The 22,752-nt window shown below is 55.3% G+C and carries 23 protein-coding genes; 3 read left to right on the forward strand and 20 right to left on the reverse strand.

Features of this window, described 5'->3' with window-relative positions; genetic code table 11:
* The 6 genes from galU to ACFOWX_RS09990 form a co-directional block, all read right to left on the reverse strand.
* Positions 1-870 (reverse strand): UTP--glucose-1-phosphate uridylyltransferase GalU, encoded by an 870-nt coding sequence (gene galU, locus ACFOWX_RS09965; RefSeq protein WP_381423677.1) that lies wholly within the window; start codon positions 868-870, stop codon positions 1-3.
* A 49-nt stretch (positions 871-919) separates the two neighbouring features.
* Positions 920-1,462 carry a peptide-methionine (S)-S-oxide reductase MsrA gene (msrA, locus tag ACFOWX_RS09970; protein ID WP_381423679.1) on the reverse strand — a complete coding sequence of 181 codons (543 nt, stop codon included), beginning with the start codon at positions 1,460-1,462 and terminating at the stop codon, positions 920-922.
* 47 nt (positions 1,463-1,509) lie between these two features.
* Positions 1,510-4,587 (reverse strand): efflux RND transporter permease subunit, encoded by a 3,078-nt coding sequence (locus tag ACFOWX_RS09975; RefSeq protein WP_381423680.1) that lies wholly within the window; start codon positions 4,585-4,587, stop codon positions 1,510-1,512.
* Positions 4,588-4,603: 16 nt separating this feature from the next.
* Positions 4,604-5,680, reverse strand: coding sequence for an efflux RND transporter periplasmic adaptor subunit (locus tag ACFOWX_RS09980; RefSeq protein ID WP_381423682.1), 1,077 nt, complete (start codon positions 5,678-5,680; stop codon positions 4,604-4,606).
* Positions 5,681-5,781: 101 nt separating this feature from the next.
* The gene (locus tag ACFOWX_RS09985) at positions 5,782-6,771 is read right to left on the reverse strand and encodes a peptidase M48, Ste24p (RefSeq protein WP_381423684.1); all 990 of its coding nucleotides are present in this window, start codon (positions 6,769-6,771) and stop codon (positions 5,782-5,784) included.
* 4 nt (positions 6,772-6,775) lie between these two features.
* On the reverse strand, positions 6,776-7,732 hold the full coding sequence (locus ACFOWX_RS09990; RefSeq protein ID WP_381423686.1) for an L-threonylcarbamoyladenylate synthase: 957 nt from the start codon (positions 7,730-7,732) through the stop codon (positions 6,776-6,778).
* 51 nt (positions 7,733-7,783) lie between these two features.
* Between ACFOWX_RS09990 and ACFOWX_RS09995 the strand changes: the two genes are divergently transcribed.
* A complete protein-coding gene (locus ACFOWX_RS09995; RefSeq protein ID WP_381423688.1) occupies positions 7,784-9,523 on the forward strand; it encodes an acyl-CoA dehydrogenase in 1,740 nt (579 codons plus the stop codon).
* A 9-nt stretch (positions 9,524-9,532) separates the two neighbouring features.
* On the opposite strand, the gene ACFOWX_RS10000 is transcribed toward ACFOWX_RS09995, so the two are convergent.
* On the reverse strand, positions 9,533-10,858 hold the full coding sequence (locus ACFOWX_RS10000; RefSeq protein ID WP_381423690.1) for a PQQ-dependent sugar dehydrogenase: 1,326 nt from the start codon (positions 10,856-10,858) through the stop codon (positions 9,533-9,535).
* A gap of 14 nt (positions 10,859-10,872) precedes the next feature.
* Positions 10,873-11,055, reverse strand: coding sequence for a hypothetical protein (locus ACFOWX_RS10005; protein WP_381423691.1), 183 nt, complete (start codon positions 11,053-11,055; stop codon positions 10,873-10,875).
* 185 nt (positions 11,056-11,240) lie between these two features.
* Here ACFOWX_RS10005 and ACFOWX_RS10010 point away from each other — a divergent pair, with 185 nt between their 5' ends.
* Entirely contained in the window at positions 11,241-11,450 is a 210-nt protein-coding gene (locus ACFOWX_RS10010; protein ID WP_381423693.1) for a hypothetical protein, read from the forward strand.
* 100 nt (positions 11,451-11,550) lie between these two features.
* Here ACFOWX_RS10010 and ACFOWX_RS10015 read toward each other — a convergent pair whose 3' ends face one another.
* The 3 genes from ACFOWX_RS10015 to ACFOWX_RS10025 form a co-directional block, all read right to left on the reverse strand.
* On the reverse strand, positions 11,551-11,646 hold the full coding sequence (locus ACFOWX_RS10015; protein WP_381423695.1) for a hypothetical protein: 96 nt from the start codon (positions 11,644-11,646) through the stop codon (positions 11,551-11,553).
* 111 nt (positions 11,647-11,757) lie between these two features.
* Positions 11,758-12,942 (reverse strand): alkaline phosphatase D family protein, encoded by a 1,185-nt coding sequence (locus tag ACFOWX_RS10020; protein WP_381423696.1) that lies wholly within the window; start codon positions 12,940-12,942, stop codon positions 11,758-11,760.
* Between the two features lie 84 nt (positions 12,943-13,026).
* Positions 13,027-13,554 (reverse strand): DUF2306 domain-containing protein, encoded by a 528-nt coding sequence (locus ACFOWX_RS10025; RefSeq protein ID WP_381423698.1) that lies wholly within the window; start codon positions 13,552-13,554, stop codon positions 13,027-13,029.
* A gap of 55 nt (positions 13,555-13,609) precedes the next feature.
* Here ACFOWX_RS10025 and ACFOWX_RS10030 point away from each other — a divergent pair, with 55 nt between their 5' ends.
* On the forward strand, positions 13,610-15,394 hold the full coding sequence (locus ACFOWX_RS10030; protein ID WP_381423700.1) for a DUF885 domain-containing protein: 1,785 nt from the start codon (positions 13,610-13,612) through the stop codon (positions 15,392-15,394).
* A 3-nt stretch (positions 15,395-15,397) separates the two neighbouring features.
* Here ACFOWX_RS10030 and ACFOWX_RS10035 read toward each other — a convergent pair whose 3' ends face one another.
* The 9 genes from ACFOWX_RS10035 to ACFOWX_RS10075 form a co-directional block, all read right to left on the reverse strand.
* Positions 15,398-16,006: a hypothetical protein gene (locus ACFOWX_RS10035; RefSeq protein ID WP_381423702.1), complete on the reverse strand. Its 609-nt coding sequence runs from the start codon at positions 16,004-16,006 to the stop codon at positions 15,398-15,400.
* 70 nt (positions 16,007-16,076) lie between these two features.
* On the reverse strand, positions 16,077-16,568 hold the full coding sequence (locus ACFOWX_RS10040) for a demethoxyubiquinone hydroxylase family protein (RefSeq protein ID WP_381424999.1): 492 nt from the start codon (positions 16,566-16,568) through the stop codon (positions 16,077-16,079).
* A 53-nt stretch (positions 16,569-16,621) separates the two neighbouring features.
* Complete coding sequence (locus ACFOWX_RS10045; RefSeq protein WP_381423703.1) at positions 16,622-17,092, reverse strand: disulfide bond formation protein B; 471 nt, start codon at positions 17,090-17,092, stop codon at positions 16,622-16,624.
* A 15-nt stretch (positions 17,093-17,107) separates the two neighbouring features.
* Positions 17,108-18,475: a S41 family peptidase gene (locus ACFOWX_RS10050; RefSeq protein ID WP_381423706.1), complete on the reverse strand. Its 1,368-nt coding sequence runs from the start codon at positions 18,473-18,475 to the stop codon at positions 17,108-17,110.
* Between the two features lie 150 nt (positions 18,476-18,625).
* On the reverse strand, positions 18,626-19,786 hold the full coding sequence (locus ACFOWX_RS10055) for a murein hydrolase activator EnvC family protein (RefSeq protein ID WP_381423708.1): 1,161 nt from the start codon (positions 19,784-19,786) through the stop codon (positions 18,626-18,628).
* Between the two features lie 4 nt (positions 19,787-19,790).
* Positions 19,791-20,216, reverse strand: coding sequence for a 23S rRNA (pseudouridine(1915)-N(3))-methyltransferase RlmH (locus ACFOWX_RS10060; protein ID WP_381423710.1), 426 nt, complete (start codon positions 20,214-20,216; stop codon positions 19,791-19,793).
* A 53-nt stretch (positions 20,217-20,269) separates the two neighbouring features.
* The gene (rsfS, locus tag ACFOWX_RS10065) at positions 20,270-20,575 is read right to left on the reverse strand and encodes a ribosome silencing factor (RefSeq protein WP_381425001.1); all 306 of its coding nucleotides are present in this window, start codon (positions 20,573-20,575) and stop codon (positions 20,270-20,272) included.
* 96 nt (positions 20,576-20,671) lie between these two features.
* Positions 20,672-21,328, reverse strand: a complete 657-nt coding sequence (locus ACFOWX_RS10070; protein ID WP_381423712.1) for a nicotinate-nucleotide adenylyltransferase — start codon at positions 21,326-21,328, stop codon at positions 20,672-20,674.
* Positions 21,325-22,578 (reverse strand): glutamate-5-semialdehyde dehydrogenase, encoded by a 1,254-nt coding sequence (locus tag ACFOWX_RS10075; protein WP_381423714.1) that lies wholly within the window; start codon positions 22,576-22,578, stop codon positions 21,325-21,327. Before ACFOWX_RS10075 ends, ACFOWX_RS10070 begins: the two co-directional genes overlap by 4 nt.
* Positions 22,579-22,752: the final 174 nt, after the last annotated feature.

Below are 22,752 nucleotides of genomic sequence, written 5' to 3' on the forward strand. Positions count from 1 at the left end.
CTATGCCAGCAACGCCTGTGCGATGGCCCGCACTTCGTCAGCCATATCGTCCCGTTGCAGCGCAATCGCCAAATTCGCTTCTATATAGCCGACTTTTGATCCGCAATCATAGCGTTTGCCGTCAAAGGTGACAGCGTGAAAAGGCTGATTACCGATCATCCGTGCCATTGCGTCGGTCAATTGAATTTCGCCGCCCGCACCCTTTTCCTGATTTTCCAAAGTCCGCATCACTTCTGGCTGTAAAATATAACGGCCCGAGATGATTAAGTTGGAAGGTGCATCGGCAATAGCGGGCTTTTCAACCAGGCCTTTAACCTCGGTAAGGGCTCCATGGGAGGCACCAGGATCAATAACGCCATAGCTCGACACCTTATCTTGCGGTACTTCCAGCACGCTGATCAAATTGCCGCCGACTTCATTATACGCCTTCACCATTTGCGCCATACATCCGGGCGATCCGTGCATAAATTCATCGGGCAGGAATATCGCAAAGGGTTCATCGCCGACAATGTCCCGCGCACACCAAATGGCATGACCCAGCCCCATCGGCTCCTGCTGCCGCACATAGGCGCAATTGCCCGGGCCGAGCCGCGTGGGTTCAAGCACCGCGAGGCTTTTGCCGCGTTCCGCCATGGTGCGTTCCAGTTCAAAAGCGATGTCGAAATGATCCTCAATCGCGCTTTTGCCGCGCCCGGTGACAAATATCATCTGCTCGATACCAGCCTCCCGCGCCTCATCGACGGCATATTGGATCAGCGGGCGGTCAACCACTGGCAACATCTCTTTGGGAATAGCCTTTGTCGCGGGTAGGAAACGAGTTCCCAGTCCGGCAACGGGAAACACAGCCTTACGGATGGGTTTGTGGGTCATATATGCGGCCTTACTTTTTTCTGACGTCAGAATGCCTAACCCAGTAAGGTTAATTTTCGCCTTTTACCAGCCGGTCCGCGTAACCCTTTTTCAGCTTCGCCAACTTGGGCGGGATCACCGCAAGGCAATATGGGTTGCGTTGCCCTTCGCCATCCCAATATTCCTGATGATAATCTTCGGCCGGATACCAGATATCGGCCTCTTCGATAGTCGTCACAATCGGCGCTGGCCAATCGGCCTGCGCTTTTTCAATGCCTGCCTTGGCCGCAGCGCGCTGCTCCTCGCTGACAGGGAAAATCGCGCTGCGATATTGGGTGCCAATGTCATTGCCTTGGCGGTTCAGCTGCGTGGGGTCGTGTGTTGCGAAGAATATTTCCAATAAATCGCCATAGCTGATGACGTCCGGGTCGAAATCAATCCGAATGGCCTCTGCATGGCCGGTTGATCCGCTGCATACCTGTTTATAGGTGGGATCGGCCAGATGCCCGCCGATATATCCGCTTTGGACGCGGGTCACGCCCGCCAATTGGCCGAACACGGCCTCTGTGCACCAAAAACATCCGCCTGCCAAAATTGCCTGCTGCTGCGCCATTTCAAACTCCTGTTGTGATGCTTCTTACATAAGGCGTGATTGCCGCCTTACAAGGCAGGCACGGCGTCAGGGGCGGTTTCCTCCTCATGCTTCACCGTGCTACGCACGACGAGTAAATACATGGCCGGAGTAACGATACGCGATAATAAGGTGGAAGAGATTAACCCGCCGATCAGCACAATCGCCAACGGCCCATATAGGCTGCCCCCAAATAGGGCGAGCGGCATCAATCCACCGATCGCGGTCACCGATGTCAGCAGGACGGGAAGGAAGCGCACCTCTCCTGCTTTTTCGATCGCCTGGATCAGCTTCATTCCCCCTGCCCGCAGCTGGCTGGTGAAATCGACGAGCAGGATGGAGTTTTTAATCTCTATCCCGATCAAGGCGACAAAGCCGATGACCGCGAGGAAGGAGAGTGTATTGCCCGTCACCAATAACGCAATTAAACCGCCAAACGTGCCCAGCGGTATGACGCCCGCCACCACCAACGCCTCCCTAAACCGTCCAAATTCCGCGACCAATATGGCAAAGATACAGAAAATGGCGGTGAGGATAATCGGACCAAAGCCGCCAAATGTTTGGTTGATTTTCTCGGCCTCCCCGCCGACGCTGATCGAATATCCATTGGGCAGTTGCAGCTTTGCCAATTCGCGTTCGACATTGCCGTTTACCTTTGACAGCACGGTTCCCGGACGCACCTGTGCGGTAACCGCGACAAACCGTTCCAGATTATACCGGCGGATCGACGAAGGCGACGATACCAGTTGCGGATTGCTGATTTCGCGCAGCTGCACCGGCTGTCCGCTGCGCGTCGCGACATAGACTTGATCCAATGCCGAAATGGGCTGCGCATTATTGATCGGCAGGCGCACGGTTACCGGATAGCTGTCCCCCTCGCTATCCCTGTATGTGCCCGCCCGCTCTCCGCTGAGTGCGAGCCGGATGGCGCGGCGCGGTGCGCCTGAGGGAATATCAAGAAGCGCGGCTTTCGCGTCATCAAGCCCAATATCCAAATCGACCCGGTCCACCGCCAAAGGGTTGACAACATCGCGCGTACCAGGCGTTTTTTTGATTATCTCCGCAACCTTGCCCGCCCATTGTTTTAACACATCCTGATCCGGCCCGATTATTCTATACTCCACCGGTGCATTGAGCGGCGCGCCATTTTGAAACAACACGACCTTCACCCGCGCACCGACAATTTTATCCAGCTTTTCACGCAGGCGGCTGACCATATCGATGCTTTTCTGCCCCTCCCATTCATCCATGACGGCCAGGATTTCGCCTTGGTTATTTTTCTCGCCGCGCTCAAACACATTGTAAAATACCGATGGATTAAACCCGCCCACCGTTTCGGCACGCAATTTTATCGCTGGTTCTGCGGCCAATATTGCCGACGCTTCTTTGACCAGATCGCCGGTTTGATCGAGGCTCGCCCCTTGCTCGGCCTCTATCTGAACGCGGAAATAGGATGTGTCGGCATTGGGAAACAGGCTGAAACCCATAACCGGAACCAGCAGAAATGCCGAGCAAGTAATCGCAAGCGCCCCCCATACAAAGCGGCGCGGCATGGCGAGCGCGCGGGTGAGCAATGGTTTATAGAAACGGTCAATGTTGCGCATCATCCATTTCATAACGGCGTTGCCCTCCGGATCATCGTCGCGGCGCAGCATCCGGCTGGTTAAAAAAGGCACAATGGTGAGCGATACGATCATCGACGCACCAACGGTATAGATGATGGTGCGGATGAAACTTTGGGTGAATTTGCCCGCGCCCTCGGGCAAGAATAGCAAGGGGAGAAAGGCGAATATCAATACGCCGGTCGATCCCAATACTGCCTTGGTAATTTCTTTGGTGCCTTCAATCGCAGCCAATGCCCGGTCTTTACCCATGCGCAGATGGCGCGCGATATTTTCGACCACGACGATGCTGTCATCCACCAGCAGGCCGAGCGACAATATGAAACCCGCCACCACGAGCTGACTTAGATTATAGCCATTGCCATATACGGCAAGCAATCCGCAGGCGATGGATAACGGTATCGATATCATCACAATCGCCGATGCCCGAAACCCAAGAGGCAGCAGAGTGAAGATGACAAGGAACAGCGCGATTGCAAAATCACGGGCAAGTTCGCGCAAGCGTTTTTTAATGTCCTTGCTTTGATCAAATTGCACCACCGCTTCAATATCGGGCGGCAAAAATTCTTTCTGCCTTTCCAGCTCCGCAACCAAAACATCGCGCAGCTTTGTAGCGTCGGTTCCCTGTTTCTGATTCGCGGTGATAAAAATCGCCCGCTTGCCATTATGCGACACGCGAACCCGCTGCTCCTCTGCGCCAAAGCTGACATCGGCGATATCGGACAGGCGCAGCGCCGCACCGTCGTTGGTGCGCAGCGGAAGAGCGCGGATCGTATCTAAATCACGAAATGCGCCGCCCGCCTCCACATTAAACCGGCGCTGGCCGCTGACCACAGAGCCGCTCGGCACATCTGCGCCCGCAAGCTTTACGGCATCGGCCACAACACTGGCTGGAAGCTGCAACTCGGCCAGTTTTCCGGGCTTAATCGCTATCGTAATTTCGGGTTGAGGCAGACCATGAATTTCGGCCTGACGAACCTCCGCATAACGGCCCAAAGCCTCGCTAACATCGCGGCCATATTTTTCCATCCGGTACCAGCTTGCGGTTTCGCTCACCAACGCAATTTGCAAAACGGACGTGTTGGTGGTTCGAATTTTTTCAAAGCTGAGCCGCGCCAAACCAGCGGGCAATTGACTGCGCAGCGCGGATACTTCACGCACCGTATCATTGAAATATTCATCCGGATCACCCGACCAATCAAATTCGGCGCGGATGACTGCGCTGCCGTCATTGCTGGTCGATGCCACCTGTTTGACATCCTCCAATCCTTGCACCAACTCCTCAATGGGCTTCGCCACAGTTTGTTCAATTTCTGCTGCATCTGCGCCTGGCAGGGTGGCGACAATCGACACAACTGGCATGGAAAAATGCGGATCGACCGCACGCGGGATCGACAGAAATGCCGATATGCCAAGGCCGCATAACAACATGAACAGCACCAAAGTCAGCTGCCAGCGGCGGATAGCGAATTCGGCCAGATGCATTAAGATTGGCCCATTTTTATCCGGCTGTCCGAACCGGTTGGACTTTCATCCCGCGTGACAATTTCTCACCGCCAGACACCACGATCATTTCGCCCGCTGATATACCGCCTTTCACCATTACAAAGCCGTCCGTTAATGCGCCAATGGTGACATTACGGGTTTGCACAATATTGCTTTTGGGATCGACCACATAGACCAGCCCCTCACCCGTCCGCACCGCGAATAATGCGCTCGCCGGGATTTGCAGGGAACCATCATCGGCGGCAGGCAATTTAATCGCTGCCTTGCCAATTTGGCCCGATCTGATCCCGGATTTTGCAGGCAAGCGAAAGTGAATGATAAAAGCGCCAGTGGCCGCATCGGCGCGGCCTTCAATCTCGCTAATCGTCGCTTGAAACGGATCGGCATCTTGCCCGTCCAAGCTGATCATGGCCGCTATGCCGGGGCGCAATTTGGCGGCGTCGCTATTTACAACTGCCACCCGAAAGTCAAAACCCTCATCATCCTGCCCCATTAAAATTGCCGGGCTGCCTGCTGCGATCACTTGTCCCGGCTGCGCAAAGCGGGATAGCACAACGCCGCTGGAGGGGGCATAAATGCGCGATGTTCCGGTCGCAAAACCAGCCTGTGCGACGCGGGCTTCGGCGGCTTTGCGCGTGGCATCGGCGGCTTCATATCTGCCTTTGGTGATCCATCCGTCCTTATATAGCTGCGCGACCCGGCCAAATTCGGCGTTGGCTCGTTCCTGTTCGGCGCGGGCGACGTTCAAATCACCCTCTACATTGGTGGTATCAAGCGCCGCGACCAATGCCCCGCGTTTAATATAGTCGCCGACATCATATCGCACCACAGAAACCTTGCCGGCGGTTGTGAAACCAAGCGGCGTTTCGCGGCGATGCCGAACGGACCCGGCCGCTTCTATTGTCCGCAGCAAATTGGATGGCTGCACAATCGCAACCTTCACCGGCAGGATTTCATCCGCCTGCGCATTTGCGGTCGGTGCCGCCGCCTTTTTATCATTGCAGGCACCGAGCAAGAGCGCAGGCGCAAGCGCCAATGCCACTGATAATTTGTGATATTTATATGTACGCACTGCCCCTCCGACCGTTGTTTCGTCTTCTATTCGAAGAAAACGGCATTGGGAACAGCCGATAACAAAGAAATGAGGAGCAATAGCCGTTTTTCCAACGATTGTTACATTTTGGCCAATAATGGTGGTTGATACGGTAAGCTGCGCCGGTCCAATGCTTCGATAAGTTTGATTTCTGCTTCCAACATTTTCACTCGGTCACGCCAGCCCGGATGCGTGCCATCACTCAATAGGCCAAGGCCTTTTTCCGGGCCGCGCCGCTGCCAAAAACGGACGGCTGCGCTGGGGTCGTAGCCCGCATTTACCATCAACCAGACCGATAACTGGTCGGCCTCTACCTCCGTTTGCAAAATCGCCTTTTTGCTTTTGCCGAACATCCTGCCAATGCCGCGCTTCACCTTCATTCCGTCCAGCCGCTTGCGATGTTCCAATATATTATGGGCAAGCTCATGCGCGACGATTGCGGCAAATTCTTCCGGATCGGGAGTATATTCGGCAAGGGCAGCGCTGATCCGCACATATTGGCCGTCCGCCCCTGCATCATCCTTCCCATCGGAGGAAATGATAAATGTCGAGGCGCAAATGGCGGGCGGACGAAGCGCCACCGTGCGCTCCCGATTATCCGCCGCAGTTTTGATCGGTAAGTTCACCGCCTCCCCGCCGTCCAATAATTCCGCAAGGCGAGTGCCGATCATATCGGTCAGTTCAAAGCTGGGTTCATGTTTAATCAGCTCTCCCCCCCACCAAATGCCGCCGGGCAAATCGGTGAAGCTGTCGCCTTCACGCAAACCGGCTTTATCTGCTGGCCCGCCATCGACCAGCGCGGCAATCGCCACGGGCATCGGAAAGGCAAAGGCGGCCCGTGCAGTATCCCGGTCGGGATATTGGCGGTAACTATGGAGTGCCCATCCGGGATTATGCTGTCTATTCTTACAAAAAGGCGCATTGGCACCGGCCAGCCGGTAGCCTGTCGTGATGATCCGTTTATCAAGAGCAACAAGAGCGCGATAGGCGTCAATATCGGGCTGCTGCGGCACGGCACCGGCCGCAGCGGGTAAGAGCAACACCAAAAAAAGGAATAAAAAACGCACCATAGCCTTAACTTGATGCAGCCCGTTTTAACCGGTCGTGAATTGCAGCGCCTATGCCCGATTGCGGAATGGGCGCAACAGCGATCCGTTCAGATGACGATGCATCGGCAATATGCAAAGCGTCAAAAAGCCGCGCTGCCGCCTGCGCTAAATCGCCGGGCGCCGATAAATTATCGTCGCCCTCTATCGCGCCAAAGCCAATATGCCATTCCCCCGCCTGCGCCGTTTCTGCATTCAGCCTGAGCGGTTTATTCGGCGCATAATGGCCGGCCAATTGACCCGGCGCTTCGATTTTTGCGCTGGTCACCGGCATCGACGGACATCCCAAGATTCGCTGCGCCTCCATTTCGGTCACCGGTCCCTGGCGCAGCATTTGCCAGCCACTTGGGCGCAGCGCGATGATCGTGGATTCGAGGCCCGCACTGCACGGACCGCCGTCCAATATCATAGGCGCAGCGCCGCCCAAACTGGCGGCAACATGGGCGGCTCTGGTCGGGCTGATCCCGCCGCTGCGATTGGCCGATGGTGCGGCAAGGCACAGGCCGCTAACGCGCAGCAATTGCTGCATCGCCGCATGGGCCGGACAGCGCAGCGCAATCGTCGGCAGCCCTGCGGTCACCGCTGCGGCAACATTTGCTTGCTGCGCCAGTGGCAGTACCAACGTCAATGGTCCCGGCCAAAATGCCGAGGCCAGCGCTTTGGCGCGATCGTCAAACTGCGCCAATGATTGGGCCGCCGCCATATCGGGAACGTGAACAATCAAGGGGTTAAAATCGGGTCGTCCCTTGGTCCGATATATCGCCGCAACCGCGTCTGCATTGCTGGCATCGGCAGCAAGCCCGTAGACGGTTTCAGTCGGTACAGCGACAATAGCGCCAGCGCGCAGCAGGTCGGATGCGGCGAGAATGGCCGAATCGGTTACGGGGAAAATCCCGCTATTCCCTAGGGTGTTTGGGGCTGGCATAAGGACACGCTATAACGTGCAAAATATATCAACACAGGAAAAATTTTATCCATGAGCTTCACCGCGCCCACAACTGAGCAGATATTTGTTCTCAATCATATAACCGGCATTGAGGAATTGGCCGCGCATGAAAGGTTCGCCGATGCGACTCCTGATATGGTGCAGGCTATTGTCGAAGGCGTGGGCGAATTTGCGGCGAACGAATTTGCCCCGCTTAACCGCATTGGCGATACCGTGGGTGCGCGGGTTCAGGATGGCCGGGTCGTCATGCCCGATGGATATGTGCAGGCGTATAAAAATTATGTTGCCAATGGCTGGGGGTCGATCAACGCCCCTGCCGAATTTGGCGGACAGGGCCTGCCCTTCTCGCTCGCCTTAATGGCGCTCGACAGTTTGGGCGCGGCGAATATGGCCTTTGCATTATGCCCGATATTGTCGGTGGGTTCGATTGAATCCATCTATCACCATGGCAGCGACGCGCAGAAAGCTCTGTTCTTGCCGAAATTATCGACCGGCGAATGGACCGGCACGATGAACCTGACCGAACCACAAGCGGGCAGCGACGTGGGCGCGTTAAAAGCAACTGCAACGCCGCTGGGTGATGGCAAATATCAAATTCGCGGGCAGAAAATCTATATCAGCTTTGGCGACCATGACATGGCCGACAATATCGTCCACCTGGTGCTTGCGCGCACGCCGGATGCTCCCGCTGGAACCAAGGGTATATCGTTATTTCTGGTGCCCAAATATCAGGTCGGGTCGGACGGCAGTATCGGCGCGCAAAATGACATTAAAGTCGTTTCAATCGAACATAAAATGGGGATCAATGCGTCACCAACCTGCGTGCTTGCCTATGGGGAAGAGGGCGAATGTGTTGGCGAGCTGATTGGGCCGGAATTTGGCGGCATGCGGGCGATGTTCACGATGATGAATAATGCACGGATCAATGTCGGGCTACAGGGCGTACAAATTGGCGAGGCGGCAACGCAAAAGGCGATATGGTTTGCACAAGAACGCACCCAATCGGCCCGCGCTGGCGGTGATAGCCGCGATCCTGTCGCGATTATCGAACATCCCGATGTGCGCCGGATGCTGCTGCGCATGAAAGCCGGAACGCAGGCCATTCGCGCTTTGCTTTATTATGCCGCCGGACAGGTGGACCGCGCTGCGCTCGATATTGACGGCGCGCGCGAGATGGCCGATTTGATGACCCCGCTGGCAAAGCTTTATGGCACCGACATGGGCAGCGAAATTGCCTCGCTTGGCATACAGGTGCATGGCGGCATGGGCTATGTTGAGGAAACTGGCGCTGCGCAATATTACCGCGACGCCCGGATCGCACAAATTTACGAGGGCACAAACGGTATCCAAGCCGCTGACCTTGTTGGCCGCAAATTGGGCATAGGCGGCGGATCGGTGCTGATGGACCACCTAGCGCGAATTGGCGCTGAGGCAGGCGATGCACCCACACTCAAAGAGTTGGCGGGGGCCTGCACCGAGGTTGCCAGCTGGATGCTGAACCAAGCGTCGATTGATGACCGGTTGAGCGGCAGCTACGCCTTTACCACCATGGTATCTGTTGCAACCTGCGGCTGGTTAATGGCTACGCAATTGCGAGCAGCGCAGGCGGGACTGGATGGTGATCCAGATAATGCATTCCTGAAAGCAAAGACTGTGACTTGCCGCTATTATCTGGATGTAATGGTGGCAGAGGCATTATCGCTGAAAAACAGTGCGATGGCAGGGGCGGATTTGCTCTATGCGTTAAGCGCCGAAGAGATGGCGGGCTGACGCTGGATACTATCCCGCTGTCACCCGCCAGATACGGTTGCCAACATCGTCGCTGACCAGCAATCCGCCCGCCTTATCAACCGCGACCATAGTCGGGCGGCCTTGCGCATTTCCGTCTTTGTCCAAAAACCCGTCGAGCACAGGCAAGGGTTGTTCCACCGGGCGGCCATTGCGGAATTTGACGAAAATAACGTCATAGCCCGAAGCGGGCACGCGGTTCCATGAACCGTGCCGAGCGATAAAAGCACCCGACGCATATTTGTCGCCTAGCTTTGTCCCCCGCGAAAATACGAGGCCGAGCGGCGCGGTATGCGGGCCTAAACCATAGTCCGGGCGGCGTTCATATTGCCGCATTTCGGGCCGGACGTCTTCAATCCGTTCGTCGGTAAAGCCGCCCCAATAATGATAGGGCCAGCCGAAATCGGATCCTTCGGGAACCATGGTCAGATAATCGGGAACCATATCAGAACCCAGCATATCGCGTTCATTCACTACGGTCCACAGCTGCCCCTGATCGTCAAAATCCATACCAACCGGATTGCGCAGCCCCACACCCCATGGCACGCCCTTCCGCGTTTGCAGGTCAAATTCGATAATCATCGCACGCCCGCGTTCAATCTCCATCCCGCCTTCGCCGATATTGCTGTTCGATCCGACGGCCACATAAAGCTTTTTGCCATCGGCGCTGGCGATCAGGTTTTTGGTCCAATGCATATTGGGCGCTTTGGCATTCATATTGAAGATATTGGCCGGTTTCTCGGCCGCCTTGGTATCTCCATCCTTATAGGGCACGGCGACAATGCCGGTCGTATTGGCAATGAACAGGCGCCCGTCCACCAATGCCATACCAAAGGGAGAGGTTAACCCCTCCAGAAACACCGTCTTCATCTCCGCCTTACCATCGCCATCGGCGTCGCGCAGTAAGGTGATACGGTCGGCAGAGGGCACGCCCGCACCTGCTTTATCCATCAACCATCCGGCAACCCAATCGGTAATGCCGCCGCCTTTGCTTGGCTGTTTATTGGCTTCGGCAACCAGAACATCGCCATTGGGCAAAACATACATGTTGCGCGGATGATCGAGCCCTTCGGCAAAGGCGGCAACTTGCAAACCTTCCGCTGCATTGGGCTTTCCATCTTTGGACCAGCGTTTGACGTCCGCAACGTTAACCGTCGGAATTTTCTGAACCCGCGTTTCCACCGACTTTAATTGAACATTCGGTCCCGTCAGCTGCTCAATCGGCACCTGCGCGACATCGGGTCGTGTCGCCCAATATATACCGCCCGCAGCGGCAATAGCGCATAGGATTGAAATATTACGAACATGATGTGCCATGGTTGTTGCGCCCCTTATTTTCTCGCCACGTCCCAAAACCAGACCAGCAGCGCGGCGGCCGCACCTACGGCAAGTCCTGCGACCATACCAATCGACGGCTGACCATAAGCAATGCCGATAATCGCGCCGCCCATTAACCCCGCAGCAACAAAAATCCCGCCAGCCATTTTATTATCTTTTGGTTTCATTTCATTCATGTTTTCTCTTTGCCACCTTTGCCCCGAAACTGGCAAGCGCCTTATTCGGGTGAATAGTAAATATCCGGGTAACCAAGCGCTTTGACGGTTAATCCATGCCTGTTTGGCATATGGGGTTCAGCAGGCACGTCGCACCCCGGCGCTGCCTGCACCCTCGAATAACAATAAATAGGTCGCAACCGCCCATGTATCTGCCTTTATATGTTCAACCGCATGATGTGGCAGAGGCGGAGACGCTGATTTCCGATTACGGCAAACAAGCTGGATTGGAAGCCGCCGAACGGGCAGAAGCAAGCCGCAATGTCGGCAATCATATCCAATTTTGCCGCTGGCGGCAGATTGAACGGCTAATCATCATGCTGTCGGTCGAAACCACTCTGGGCACTATCCACTGACCCCCGCAGCTATTTATGCGTGCAGGGGCGAATAGCAGCTTCGTGCCTTCGCTGTCGCCCAGCATCGCTTTGCCAAGGACAAGGCCCCATGTGGCGCTGTTCACCAATATGCTCGCCGATTACTCTTATGCGCGCGCCAATCGGCACCGGTCAGCTTGTCACTAATCAACAAGTCGGCGGTATCGGGGTCGGGCACACGCAAAAATGCTTCAGCTAGCGATAATAGCGCCTTGCCCTGCCAAAAAAGCGCGGGTCAAACAAGTTACAACAGAAATTAGTTTCCAGCCGCAATATCAGGGTCTAGCCCCTAAAATGTCCCTATCTTTTGCTGCTCTATCCGGCTGCCATCGCTTTTTTTCAGGGTCATGGTCACCGTGCGTGCGGTCCAGTCAATATCCACCTGACCAAAATTTTCACTCGCCCAAAAGCCGCCCAGCCGTGCAGGATCGGGTTCGCGTGCGCCATTGTCACCGTCACCAAAAGCAAAGTTAAGCGAGCTTGAAGTGAATTCATATAATGGCCGCGATAGGCCGGGCACATTTTCGCGGTACATCGCAGCTGCATGGCGGTCGCCGCTCAATAATACCGCGTTATTGACATTTTTCGCCGCCAACAGCGCATATAGTTTTTCCCGCTGTTTTGGGAAATTATACCAGCTTTCATACCCATGCGCGCTGGTGATTACCTGCACCGACGAAATAATGAACCGCAGGTCCGCCGGCCGCGCCAGCTCCGCCTCCAACCATTGCCACTGCGCATCGCCCAGCATCGTGGCAGCAGGGTCCACATTCGGGATGTATGGACCCAGCGGCGGGCGTTCCTTTTGATAGCGCATACGGGCCAGGTCCGACCGGAAAAATCGCGTATCCAGCAGGATGAACTGAACCCGTTTGCCCTCTGGTCCAACGATCCGGCTTTCATATACGCCGGGGCGCGAGCGAACCTGGTCAGCAGAACCCCAATAGTTTTCAAATATCTTTTCGGCATATTCCTTAAACGTGAAACTACCGCCGGCATCATTGGCCCCGTAATCATGGTCGTCCCAAGTGGCCATCATCGGCACATTTTTTCGGAAATCGGCAAATTGTTGCCGACTGGAAAGTTTGCGATAACTCGCCTGAAGCGACGGAATGGTTGCTGCGTGATTGGTTTCTGTGTCACCGTAGACATTATCGCCAATCAGAAAAAATGCCTGCGGTTTTTCAGCGGCGATAACATTCCAAAAATCCATGTCGCGATTCTCATTCACGCAAGAACCAAAGGCAAACCGCGTTATGACGCTGTCCAAGGGCAAGGACACGCCAGCAGGCGCAACTGGCAGGGCTTCATTCAGCCCCGCATAATATGGCCGCAACGCCTCCAATGCAGTTTGCGGAGCGGATGCCTTAGAAACTGTGGGCGCAGCGGCGCTGCCTGTGGATCCGATATATGTCGCGCATCCCGATAGGGACAGCATCGAAAGCGCAAGCACCCAAACAATCTTCTGCCGCATCCTAAGTCCTTTTGGCTGTTAACTGACGTAGGCGTGTTGCACCCAAAAAATGTCATCTGGATTACAATGAAGCGAACGAAATCGTTAACCGAATAACCAATTCCCCATCAACCGGCCAAAGGGAAAGGTAAAAAATCCCGCAATCAACAAAGCGCCGAACACAAGTATTCGAACCTGTCTGCGATGCGATCCTACGTTATGTTTGCGCGCAGACAAAATCAGCAACGGCACAGTCACTATCGTCAGCGCCGATAACAGGTGAATGTAACTGAACTCGCCGCGCCCAATAAGGCGAATGTCAAAGCTGATCAACGCAGTCGCGAACATAGCAACCGACCATATCCAACCCAAAATTCGGTGCAGTTTGTCTCCCCGTTTGCGCAGCATCATCACAGGTGTAATCAGCAGCGCTGTCAATATTGTGCCTAAATGTGCCCAAACCTGCCACGGCAGTGAATGCCATTGGTTATATCCCTTTGCGAGCGCGGTTCCCGCCGCCAAAATCAGCAGGATCGATAAACCGGCCATGCCTTTTTCTATCGCGTCAGGTTTCAGAGATTTCCTATAGGGTTTTCGGTTATTTGCCAAAAAATCTTCAATCTTGCTGGCCATATGCTTCCCCTTTGCATAGACCATAGAATAACAATATTCTCGGGAGAACCTAAAAATGCGTAACTCGTTTTTGACTGCCGCCGCCGCACTCGCGATTATTTCGATTGTTACGCCAGCGCCAGTCCAAGCTGAACAGGCCGCGCAGGCATCCTCCGCCGACACCGCGCTGGCGCAATTGGTTGAAGAATATTGGGCTGATGCCCTCAAGGAATCGCCGGTTTTTGCAAGCTCGCTTGGCGTTGATGATTATGCCAATGAGCTTGGCGACTATAGTTTAGCGGGACTGGACCGGCAGGCAAAATCGGCGGCGACCGTCCTCGCAAAGTTACGTGCAATCGGCAAAGATGGGTTAAGCGCCGCTGCCCAGGTTGACTATGCGATCTTGGAACGCACACTGAGCGAGACAATTGAAGCCAATGGCATGGGGCAACGGGCGATCAACTTCACCAACCGGTCCGGATGGCATCAAACGGTTGCGGGCATGGCAGATAACTTACCCTTTCGCAGCGCCGCCGATTATCAAAGCTATAATAACCGGTTGAAACAATATGCCCGGGTGAATGATGAAAGCATCGCGGTTGCCAATGTCGCGATAAAGGGCAAATATACCCTGCCCTGCGATGCGCTTGACGGTTATGAAAAAACGATATCCGGCCTGATTGCCGAAGATGTGAAACAGTCTCGTTTCTATGCGCCTTATACGCGCAAAAAACCGGATAATATGGATGCCGAAGAATTTGAGGCCTTGGCCCTGCAAGCGGCGACGACAATCACGGCGCTCATTAACCCTGCGGTGCAGAAACATTATGACTGGTATGTGCAGCAATATAAGCCCGCTTGTGCCAAAGGCCCTGGCGTGTCGGCCCAGCCCGGCGGCGCGGTTTATTATGATTACCGGATCCGCAATCAAACAACGACCAACCTGACCGCTGATGAAATTCACTCAATCGGCCTGAACGAGGTCGCCCGCATCCGCGCGGAAATGGTCGAGGTTGCAAAGAAAGCTGGTTATGACAGCCGCGAGGCATTCATAGACCATTTGCGCACCGACCCCCAATATTATGCCAAAACGCCTGAGGAGTTGATGGAAAAAGTCGCGCGGGTGACAAAGATTATCGACGGGCAAATGCCCTCGCTCTTTGGCAAAATGCCGCGGCTACCGTATGGCATAAAGGAAATTCCGTCCGAAATAGCCGAGGGTACTACCACGGCCTATTACAATCCAGGCTCGCCCGAAATTGGCATTGCGGGATATTATTTTGTCAACACGTCCAAGCTGGATCAGCGCCCCTTGTGGGAAATACCTGCGCTCAGCGTCCATGAAGGCGTGCCCGGCCATCATCACCAAATTGCGCTGCAACAGGAATTGCCGTTATCCGACTTTCGCAAAAATGGCGCTTTTTTTACCGCATTTGTCGAAGGATGGGGGCTATATTCGGAACGGTTGGGCATCGAGATGGGGCTATATGATACCCCTGCAAAGGATATGGGGCGGTTATCCTATGAAATGTGGCGCGCATGCAGGCTGGTTGTCGATACCGGAATTCATTCCAAAGGCTGGAGCAAGCAAAAGGCCATCGATTTCATGACCGATAATACCGCCTTATCTGCGGCGAATATCGAAGCCGAAGTGAACCGATATATCAGCTGGCCGGGCCAAGCGCTGGCCTATAAATTGGGTGAGCTTAAAATCCGGGAACTACGCGAATTTGCCAGCAAGGAACTGGGCGCCCAATTCAAATTGGCGGCGTTTCACGACATAGTTTTGGGTCAGGGTGCTGTCCCGCTGGACGTATTAGAGACGCAAGTAAAGGATTGGGTCGCAAGCCAGAAGAAATAAGCTTTACCGCGGGTCGGGCAATGGCTGCGCACCGGGCGTATCATCTTCACCAACGGATTCGGGATCGGCTTCAACATTATCGGCCTGCGCCTGTAGTTTTTTGAGCGCAGCGGCGCGTTCTTCGGCCAGCACAGTCTGTTCAATATCCTCGGCCTCTGCATCAATCCCGGCCAGCCGGTTGCGGCGTGCCTCGGCGATCAGCAACCCGAATGTGAGCGCCGGATCCTCGGCGCGTTCGGCATAGGCCTGATCAATCGCCTTGATACCGCAACCGGTGAACCCGCCCGCTCCAATGCTTGAACAGCTGCCGATGCCGTTGGCCGCGACATATTCATAGGCCAGAACCCTGTTGGTCCACGCCTCCTTGCTCCGATCATTGGGGTCGCTGCGCAAATTTTTTGGAATACGATAAGGTTCCGCCTGCCGAACGCATACAACGATTTCACTGTCCGTGCTTTCGGGGCAAGGGTCATCGCCGTAAACAATCAATTGATTGACTTTGACATCCTCATCCTGCGGCCCTGCAAGATTATTGTTTTCCGTTTGAGCAAAAGCGGGGGTTGCCGCCGCCATGGCGAAAATAGAAATGATCAGGGCTGCATTTTTTTTCACTTTTAATCTCCAAAAGTCTTTGCGACTTTATCCACTGACGCAGGTGAACCCAAGCTTAAACGCTAAACGCTCAAATTCGTTTAGAAAGAGAAATAGCCGCCCGGCAACCGGCCCGGATTACCGCGCTCATCACTGGATAAGCAGGTGCGCGTTCTGCGCCTTCGGCCAAAGCAGTTGCTTTATGTTCCAATTCTTCGGCTTGAAATTCCGCTATCATTGCGGATAATTCGGGTTCACTGTCGCCCAATTGCTCCAGCTGTTCGGCATAATGTTTGTCAATTTCGGTTTCCACGGCTACGGTGCAGGCCATAGCCGCCTCTGGCCCAATGGCAGCGGTCACAGCGCCCAGCGCAAATCCGGCAACGTCCCATATCGGCTGCAGCGCAGTGGGCCGCACTCCGCGCTCTGCAATCATTTGGTCAAATGCCGACAAATGCCGTTGTTCTTGTTCGGCCATATGCGCGATTGAACGTGACGCGGCGGTACGATCTCCCATCACCGCCAATTGCCCGGCATAGATACGTTTCGCCCCATATTCCCCCGCTTGATTGACCCGGATCATGCGCGCGATGTCTGCCTTGCTGATCGGGGCGGGCCGTTCACGGCGGTTTTGAGCTATTTCGGGTTTTTCCATAATGCCCATAAGATGGCGACTGCACCGCCGCAGGACAAGAGGAAATTATATCCGGCAAGCGAAATACCGAACATCTGCCACGGCGCAACGTCGCAGCGCAGCAGGGGCGCATTCAATATTGCCTTCATATAATCCTCACCACTGCCGGTTATCGCGCTGGTGCAGCCGGTCATCCCCTGCCACCATCCATATTCCACCCCGGCGTGAAAACCGCCAATGACACCACTGGTAAAAACGGCAAATGCCGCCAAAGCAACAGACACGCGCTGCGCCAACGGGTTAGCGACAAAAAAAGCGAGCAGTGCGATCGGTATCGCCGCCATATGCGGATAACGTTGCCACCAACACATTTCGCATGGATAGAGGCCGCCGATATATTGCGACACATAAGCCCCGCCGAGCAGGAACAGCGGCAGGGCTAAGCTTGCGATGCGTATCGCACGGAAATTCATGATAAACGCCCCAAGTTAATTACGAGCGGGCGTCTTATCATCTTTCTTGGCCAGCCGCATGGTGTTTTTACCCAAACGCTGCAGTGTCTCCATGGCATAATAAAGCTGAAAATCTTCAATGCCTTCTGCCTTTAATTCCTCGGCGCTTTTGGCGAAGCGGGGATCCTTGCTGACATCCTCTTCCAATTCCTTGTCCGTGGCGGCAAGTTCGTTGACCAAATGACGGCGTAAATCGGTTTCGCGCACCGAAATCCGTTTGGCATAGTCGGGGTCGGACAGCTGCGGCACTTGGATATCGGGTTTGATCCCGCCTTCTTGCACGCTGCGTCCTGACGGCAAATGATACCGCGCGATGGTCAGGCGCAGGCCCGTGTCGCGCGACAGCGGCAGGACGGTCTGCACCGATCCCTTGCCAAAGCTTTGCTCACCCATCACCAATGCGCGGTGATGATCCTGCAACGCGCCGGCAACGATTTCGGATGCCGAGGCTGATCCTGCGTCAACAAGCACGATCACAGGGGCGCCCTGCGTTGCATCGCCCGGGAAATTGCGTTCGGCAAACCAGCGTTGCACATCGCCGCGCTCGCGGCCGCGTTCCGACACAATTTCTCCGCTATCCAAAAAGGCGTCAGACACAGCCACCGCTTCATCCAGAAGCCCGCCCGGATTTGACCGCAGATCAACAATATAACCCAAAGGTTTTTTGCCAAGCGAGCGTTCCACGCCGCGAATGGCATCAACCACATCTTTGCCGGTATCCTGTGAAAAGCCCGAAATGGTGATCAGGCCGATATCTTTATCAACCTTCCACTTGACCGGTTGCAGGTCGATCACGGCCCGGGTGACCGTTACGTCAAACGGCTCATCCCGGCCCAGCCGCACGACGCGCAGCTTGATCGATGTGCCGGGTGTGCCGCGCATCGCATCAACCGCCTCATCCAAAGTACCACCGACGATCAACTTGTCATCCAGATGGGTTATATAATCGCCCGCTTTAATCCCAGCCTTATCGGCGGGTGTATCGGCGGTCGGCGCAATTACTTTGACCGCACCCTGTTCCATCGTAACCGAAAGGCCAAGGCCGCCATATTCACCTTCAATCTGTGTATTGAGATTTTCAAAATCACTTTTGTCCAAAAAGGCGCTGTGCGGATCAAGGCTTTGCAGCATCCCCTGGATCGCGCCTTCCATCAGCTGCTTATCATCAACCTTGTCGACATAGCGGGCCTTTACCCGTTGATAGACAGCTAGAAATTCTTCCATTTCACGGAAACGGTCCTCCTGCTCCGCAGTTTGTGCAGAGCTGACCGCAGATTGCATGAGCAAGGTCCCGGTCATTGCGCTCAAAATAAGCGATGTTGCGATCCATTTGGTTTTGAACATAATCTTCCGTTTCCGCTGACAGTTATCGACTCAAGCTTATAGGCCAGCCAAGTCTATGGTGAAAGCACGTTTACCACGAAAGCGCAGTGTTGCGATAATAAGCCTGTATCGGCGCTTAACGCCGCAGCCATAGTGAGTGATTATCTGCGGTCAACTGACCAATGCGGCAATGTCCATGGTCCGACCGTTGCGGCGCAACTCGATCGTGATTTGCGCCTTTTCGGCCGGTGCAAAACCGAGCTCCTGCCCCTGTTCGACGGTCATGCCCTCGCTTACGGATAGGCTGTCAAAATTGGTGATTAACGTGCTCCATCCGCTGCCATGTTCGATAATGACGATCCTGCCATAACTGCGATAATTACCCGCAAAACTAACCTTGCCCGCCGCCGGTGCACCAATTGCCGATGTGGGAGGCAGCGCGAGGCGGATACCGCGTTCCCGGTATCCCGTATCGTTCAACTCGTAAAATCCCGATATCAGCTTCGCATTTTTGGGAAGAACGTAAACCGGCGCTGTATTTTTACCGATCGGCTGCGCGTCCTTCGTCCGCATGACTGGCCCGGCAAGCGCCGCCAGTTCCGACGCTTTTTCCGTGCCAAGCCGCAATGTATCAATATTTTCCACCAGATCGCGAGCCCGTTCGCCCTGCGCAATCGCTTGTTCAAATTCCACGGCGGCATCGGCGGACAAGCTATCGGCGCGGTTCCGGCTGCTGCCTTCTAACCGCGCTAAAGCCTCCCTCTGCACCGCCAAGCGTTGCTTCGCATCGCCCAAGGATTTAAGCGCGACAAGCTCCTGCGATTTCAAATCCTTTTGGATAACGATTTGTTGACGCAATGCGGCAGTGCGCCGCCGTATTTGCGGCTCCACTGTCGCCATGACCGCGCGCAGATGGACATAATCACTGCGCTGCCCCGGCTGCGCCATCATCAGCACGGTGGGCCGTCCAGTCATTTGCTGAAGCGCCGCGTTCAGCCGCAACATGGGTTCGCTTGCCTTCCCGAGACTCGACCGCTGCTCAAGCTGCTTGCGGCTGATAATGGCGATCCGCGCATTGGCCGCTTCTATTTGTGCTTGTGCGGTATCGATATCCGCCGATAGCACCGCGCGCTGTGCCACCAACCGGTCGGCCGCCCGTTCTGCATTTGCCGCTTCTTGGCGTAGGGTTTCGCTGCGCTGTTCGGCCATCGCTGCCTTTGCCTTTGCATCGCGCAGCGCCTGACGCTGATCCTCGCTGCTTTGCGCGGACAAGGCGGCAGCGAATATCAAGGGGATAGAAGCCATAAGGATAAGAGAGAGCCAGAAACGCATAACCCTATCCTTCTCTATGATAGGGGTGGTTGGCAAGTATAGATGTTGCCCGAAATAATTGCTCGGCAAGCATGGCCCGCGCCATCATATGCGGCCAGGTTGCCTTACCAAAAGCGATAAGCTGATCCGCGCCGCTGCGTTCGTCATCACCAAAGCCATCTGCTGCGCCGATCAAGAAACGGGTTTCGCGGACACCCGCATCGCGCCATTTTTCCAGCATTTTGGCAAATTCGACGCTGGCCATCTGTTTGCCTTTTTCATCCAGCATCACGGTGCGGACGGGCGTCCATTTAGCGGGCGGCACCTCACCGCCGCTATCGGGCAGTTCGGTGATATGGGTGTCCCATTTAATTCGCTTCATATAGCGGTCGACCAAATCCGCTTCGGCGCTGCGGCCTATCTTGCCGCGGGCAATGATATGAAGCCGCATAGTATCTGTCCCGCTTATCTGTCCCGTGGCCTGACTGTCACAACAATCAGCGGTTAAGCTTCGCCTTCATCGCCAAAAGCCCACATGCGTTCCAGATTATAGAAGCTGCGCACTTCGGGACGGAAAAGGTGGACAATCACGTCTTCGGCATCAATCAACACCCAATCGGCGGCAGGCAAGCCTTCGATCCGCGCGTTGCGGCCAGACTTTTTGATACGTTCGGCCATTTTTTGCGCCATCGAGGCGACCTGACGGCTCGACCGGCCACTGGCGACGACCATATAATCGGCAATGTTGCTTTTCCCTTCCAACGGGATGCTAACGACTTCCTGCGCCTGATCATCATCAAGCGACTGCATGACCAGCGCATAAAGCGCCTTTACCGATTCATCGTCGGGATGGGGTTTGGCCTTTTTGCTGGCCGGGGCGTGTACGGGATCGATCAAGTTTGTTCCTTAATAAACAAGCGTTCGGGTGACGGCATCGCGAATGCCGCGTCCTTCATATCGCTTGAACCAATGGGGATCGGCGCTGCGAACAGCGGTTGCCGAACGGGGGTCAGGACGAAAGCGCAAATATACAAGCGCTGGCGTACTCCATTTTGTCCAGTTTTTCCGTTGATCCGAGCGGCGGACAAAACGCCTGAACCAAGCCATAGCGGGACCCGCCATTGCATCTGCATCATAGCCCGGTCTAGCAATAACTGCAATCGGCATCATCGCCGCTATGTCGCGCCAGCGCCTCCATTTGACAAATTGCGCCAGATTATCCGCACCCATGATCCAGATAAATTGCCGTTTGGGATAGCGCATCTTGATCCGGCGGAGCGTATCGACCGTGTAACGCGTGCCCAATTCGCGCTCAATGGCCGTCGGCCTGATCCGGCTGCGCCGTGCCGAAAAGCGCGCAGAGGCCAATCGTGCGGGCAGCGGCGCCATATCCTTGTTGGGCTTTAACGGATTGCCGGGTGATACCAGCCACCATAATTCGTCCAGCTCCAGCGCATCAATGGCAAATAAGCTGATCGACCGGTGCCCGCCATGTGCCGGGTTAAACGATCCGCCCAGCAGCCCAGTAGGCTTCCCCTGCGGCGATCCCCGACCTTGCCTCAAGGACGCACTTGCCCCTGCCCATGCACAAGCCATTTATAGGTGGTTAGCCCTTCGAGCGCGACGGGGCCGCGCGCGTGAAGGCGGCCCGTTGCGATACCGATTTCTGCGCCTAAGCCAAATTCGCCGCCATCGGCAAATTGGGTGGAGGCATTATGCATCACAATCGCGCTATCCACCTGCATCTGAAATTGATCCGCCACGGATTGATCGTTGGTGATGATCGATTCGGTATGCCCCGAACTATGGCGGGCGATGTGCGCCACGGCTTCATCCACACCGCGCACTGCACGGGCCGAAACGACGGGCTCCAGATATTCTGTGTCCCAATCCTCTGCATTGGCCGATACCGTGCGCGCATCCAGCTCCATCAACACATCATCGGCGCGCACCTCACAACCAGCGTCGATCAGCGCGCCGACCAATTCGGATGCTGCGGGATAATCCTGATCGATCAGAAGGCTTTCCATTGCACCGCAAATGCCGGTGCGCCGCATTTTAGCATTGACCACGATTGCCTTTGCCATATCGGGATCGGCGTCTGCATGGACATAAACATGACATATGCCATCCAGATGGGCGAGGACCGGCACCCGCGCCTCATCCTGCACCCGGGCCACCAGTGACTTTCCGCCGCGCGGAATAATCATATCAATCTGCCCCTGCGCCCGCAGCATCGCCCCTACAGCAGCACGGTCCTGCGTTGGCATCAGGATGATCGCGTCTCCGGGCAGTCCGGCCGCCTCTACGCCTGCCACCATGGCCTTGTGGATAGCTTGGTTGCTATGCACCGCCTCACTCCCGCCGCGCAAGATGACGGCGTTACCCGATCGCAGGCCTAGCGCCGCCGCGTCGGCAGTCACGTTGGGGCGGCTTTCGTATATTATCCCGAGCACGCCGATCGGCACCCGAACCCGCTTCATCACCAAACCATTGGGCTGCGTGTTGCTATCAATCACTTGCCCCACTGGATCTTCCAAAATGGCGACCTGTTCGATTGCGGCGGCTATCGAAGCCAATCGGTCCGCGTCCAGCTTCAACCGGTCGAGCATAGCAGCGGAAAGCCCCCGCTCTGCGCCATTTGCCATATCCTGATCATTGGCGGCTAATATTTCGTCTTTGGCCGACAAAAGCGCCGAAGCCGCGGCCTTTAACGCTGCTGATTTATCCGTATCACTGGCTTGCGCCAATTGACGCGAAGCAGTCTTTGCCCGGGCGGTAAGCTCCGCCACCAATTTATCAATTTCACTCATTATCCCCTGTTAGGGTCTATCGCACGATAGGAAAAGGGGCCTGATGATTTATTCGACTTTTCGGACCAGAAAATATGATCAGCGAGATGATATATAGCGATTCGGTTACGCAATTTTGCAAATGCCAATTGACCGAAATTACCGATTTCATGCAATTCATCCTGCCCCTCGCTC

Source organism: Sphingorhabdus arenilitoris, from assembly GCF_042651485.1.
Taxonomy (GTDB): Bacteria; Pseudomonadota; Alphaproteobacteria; order Sphingomonadales; family Sphingomonadaceae; genus Sphingorhabdus_B; species Sphingorhabdus_B arenilitoris.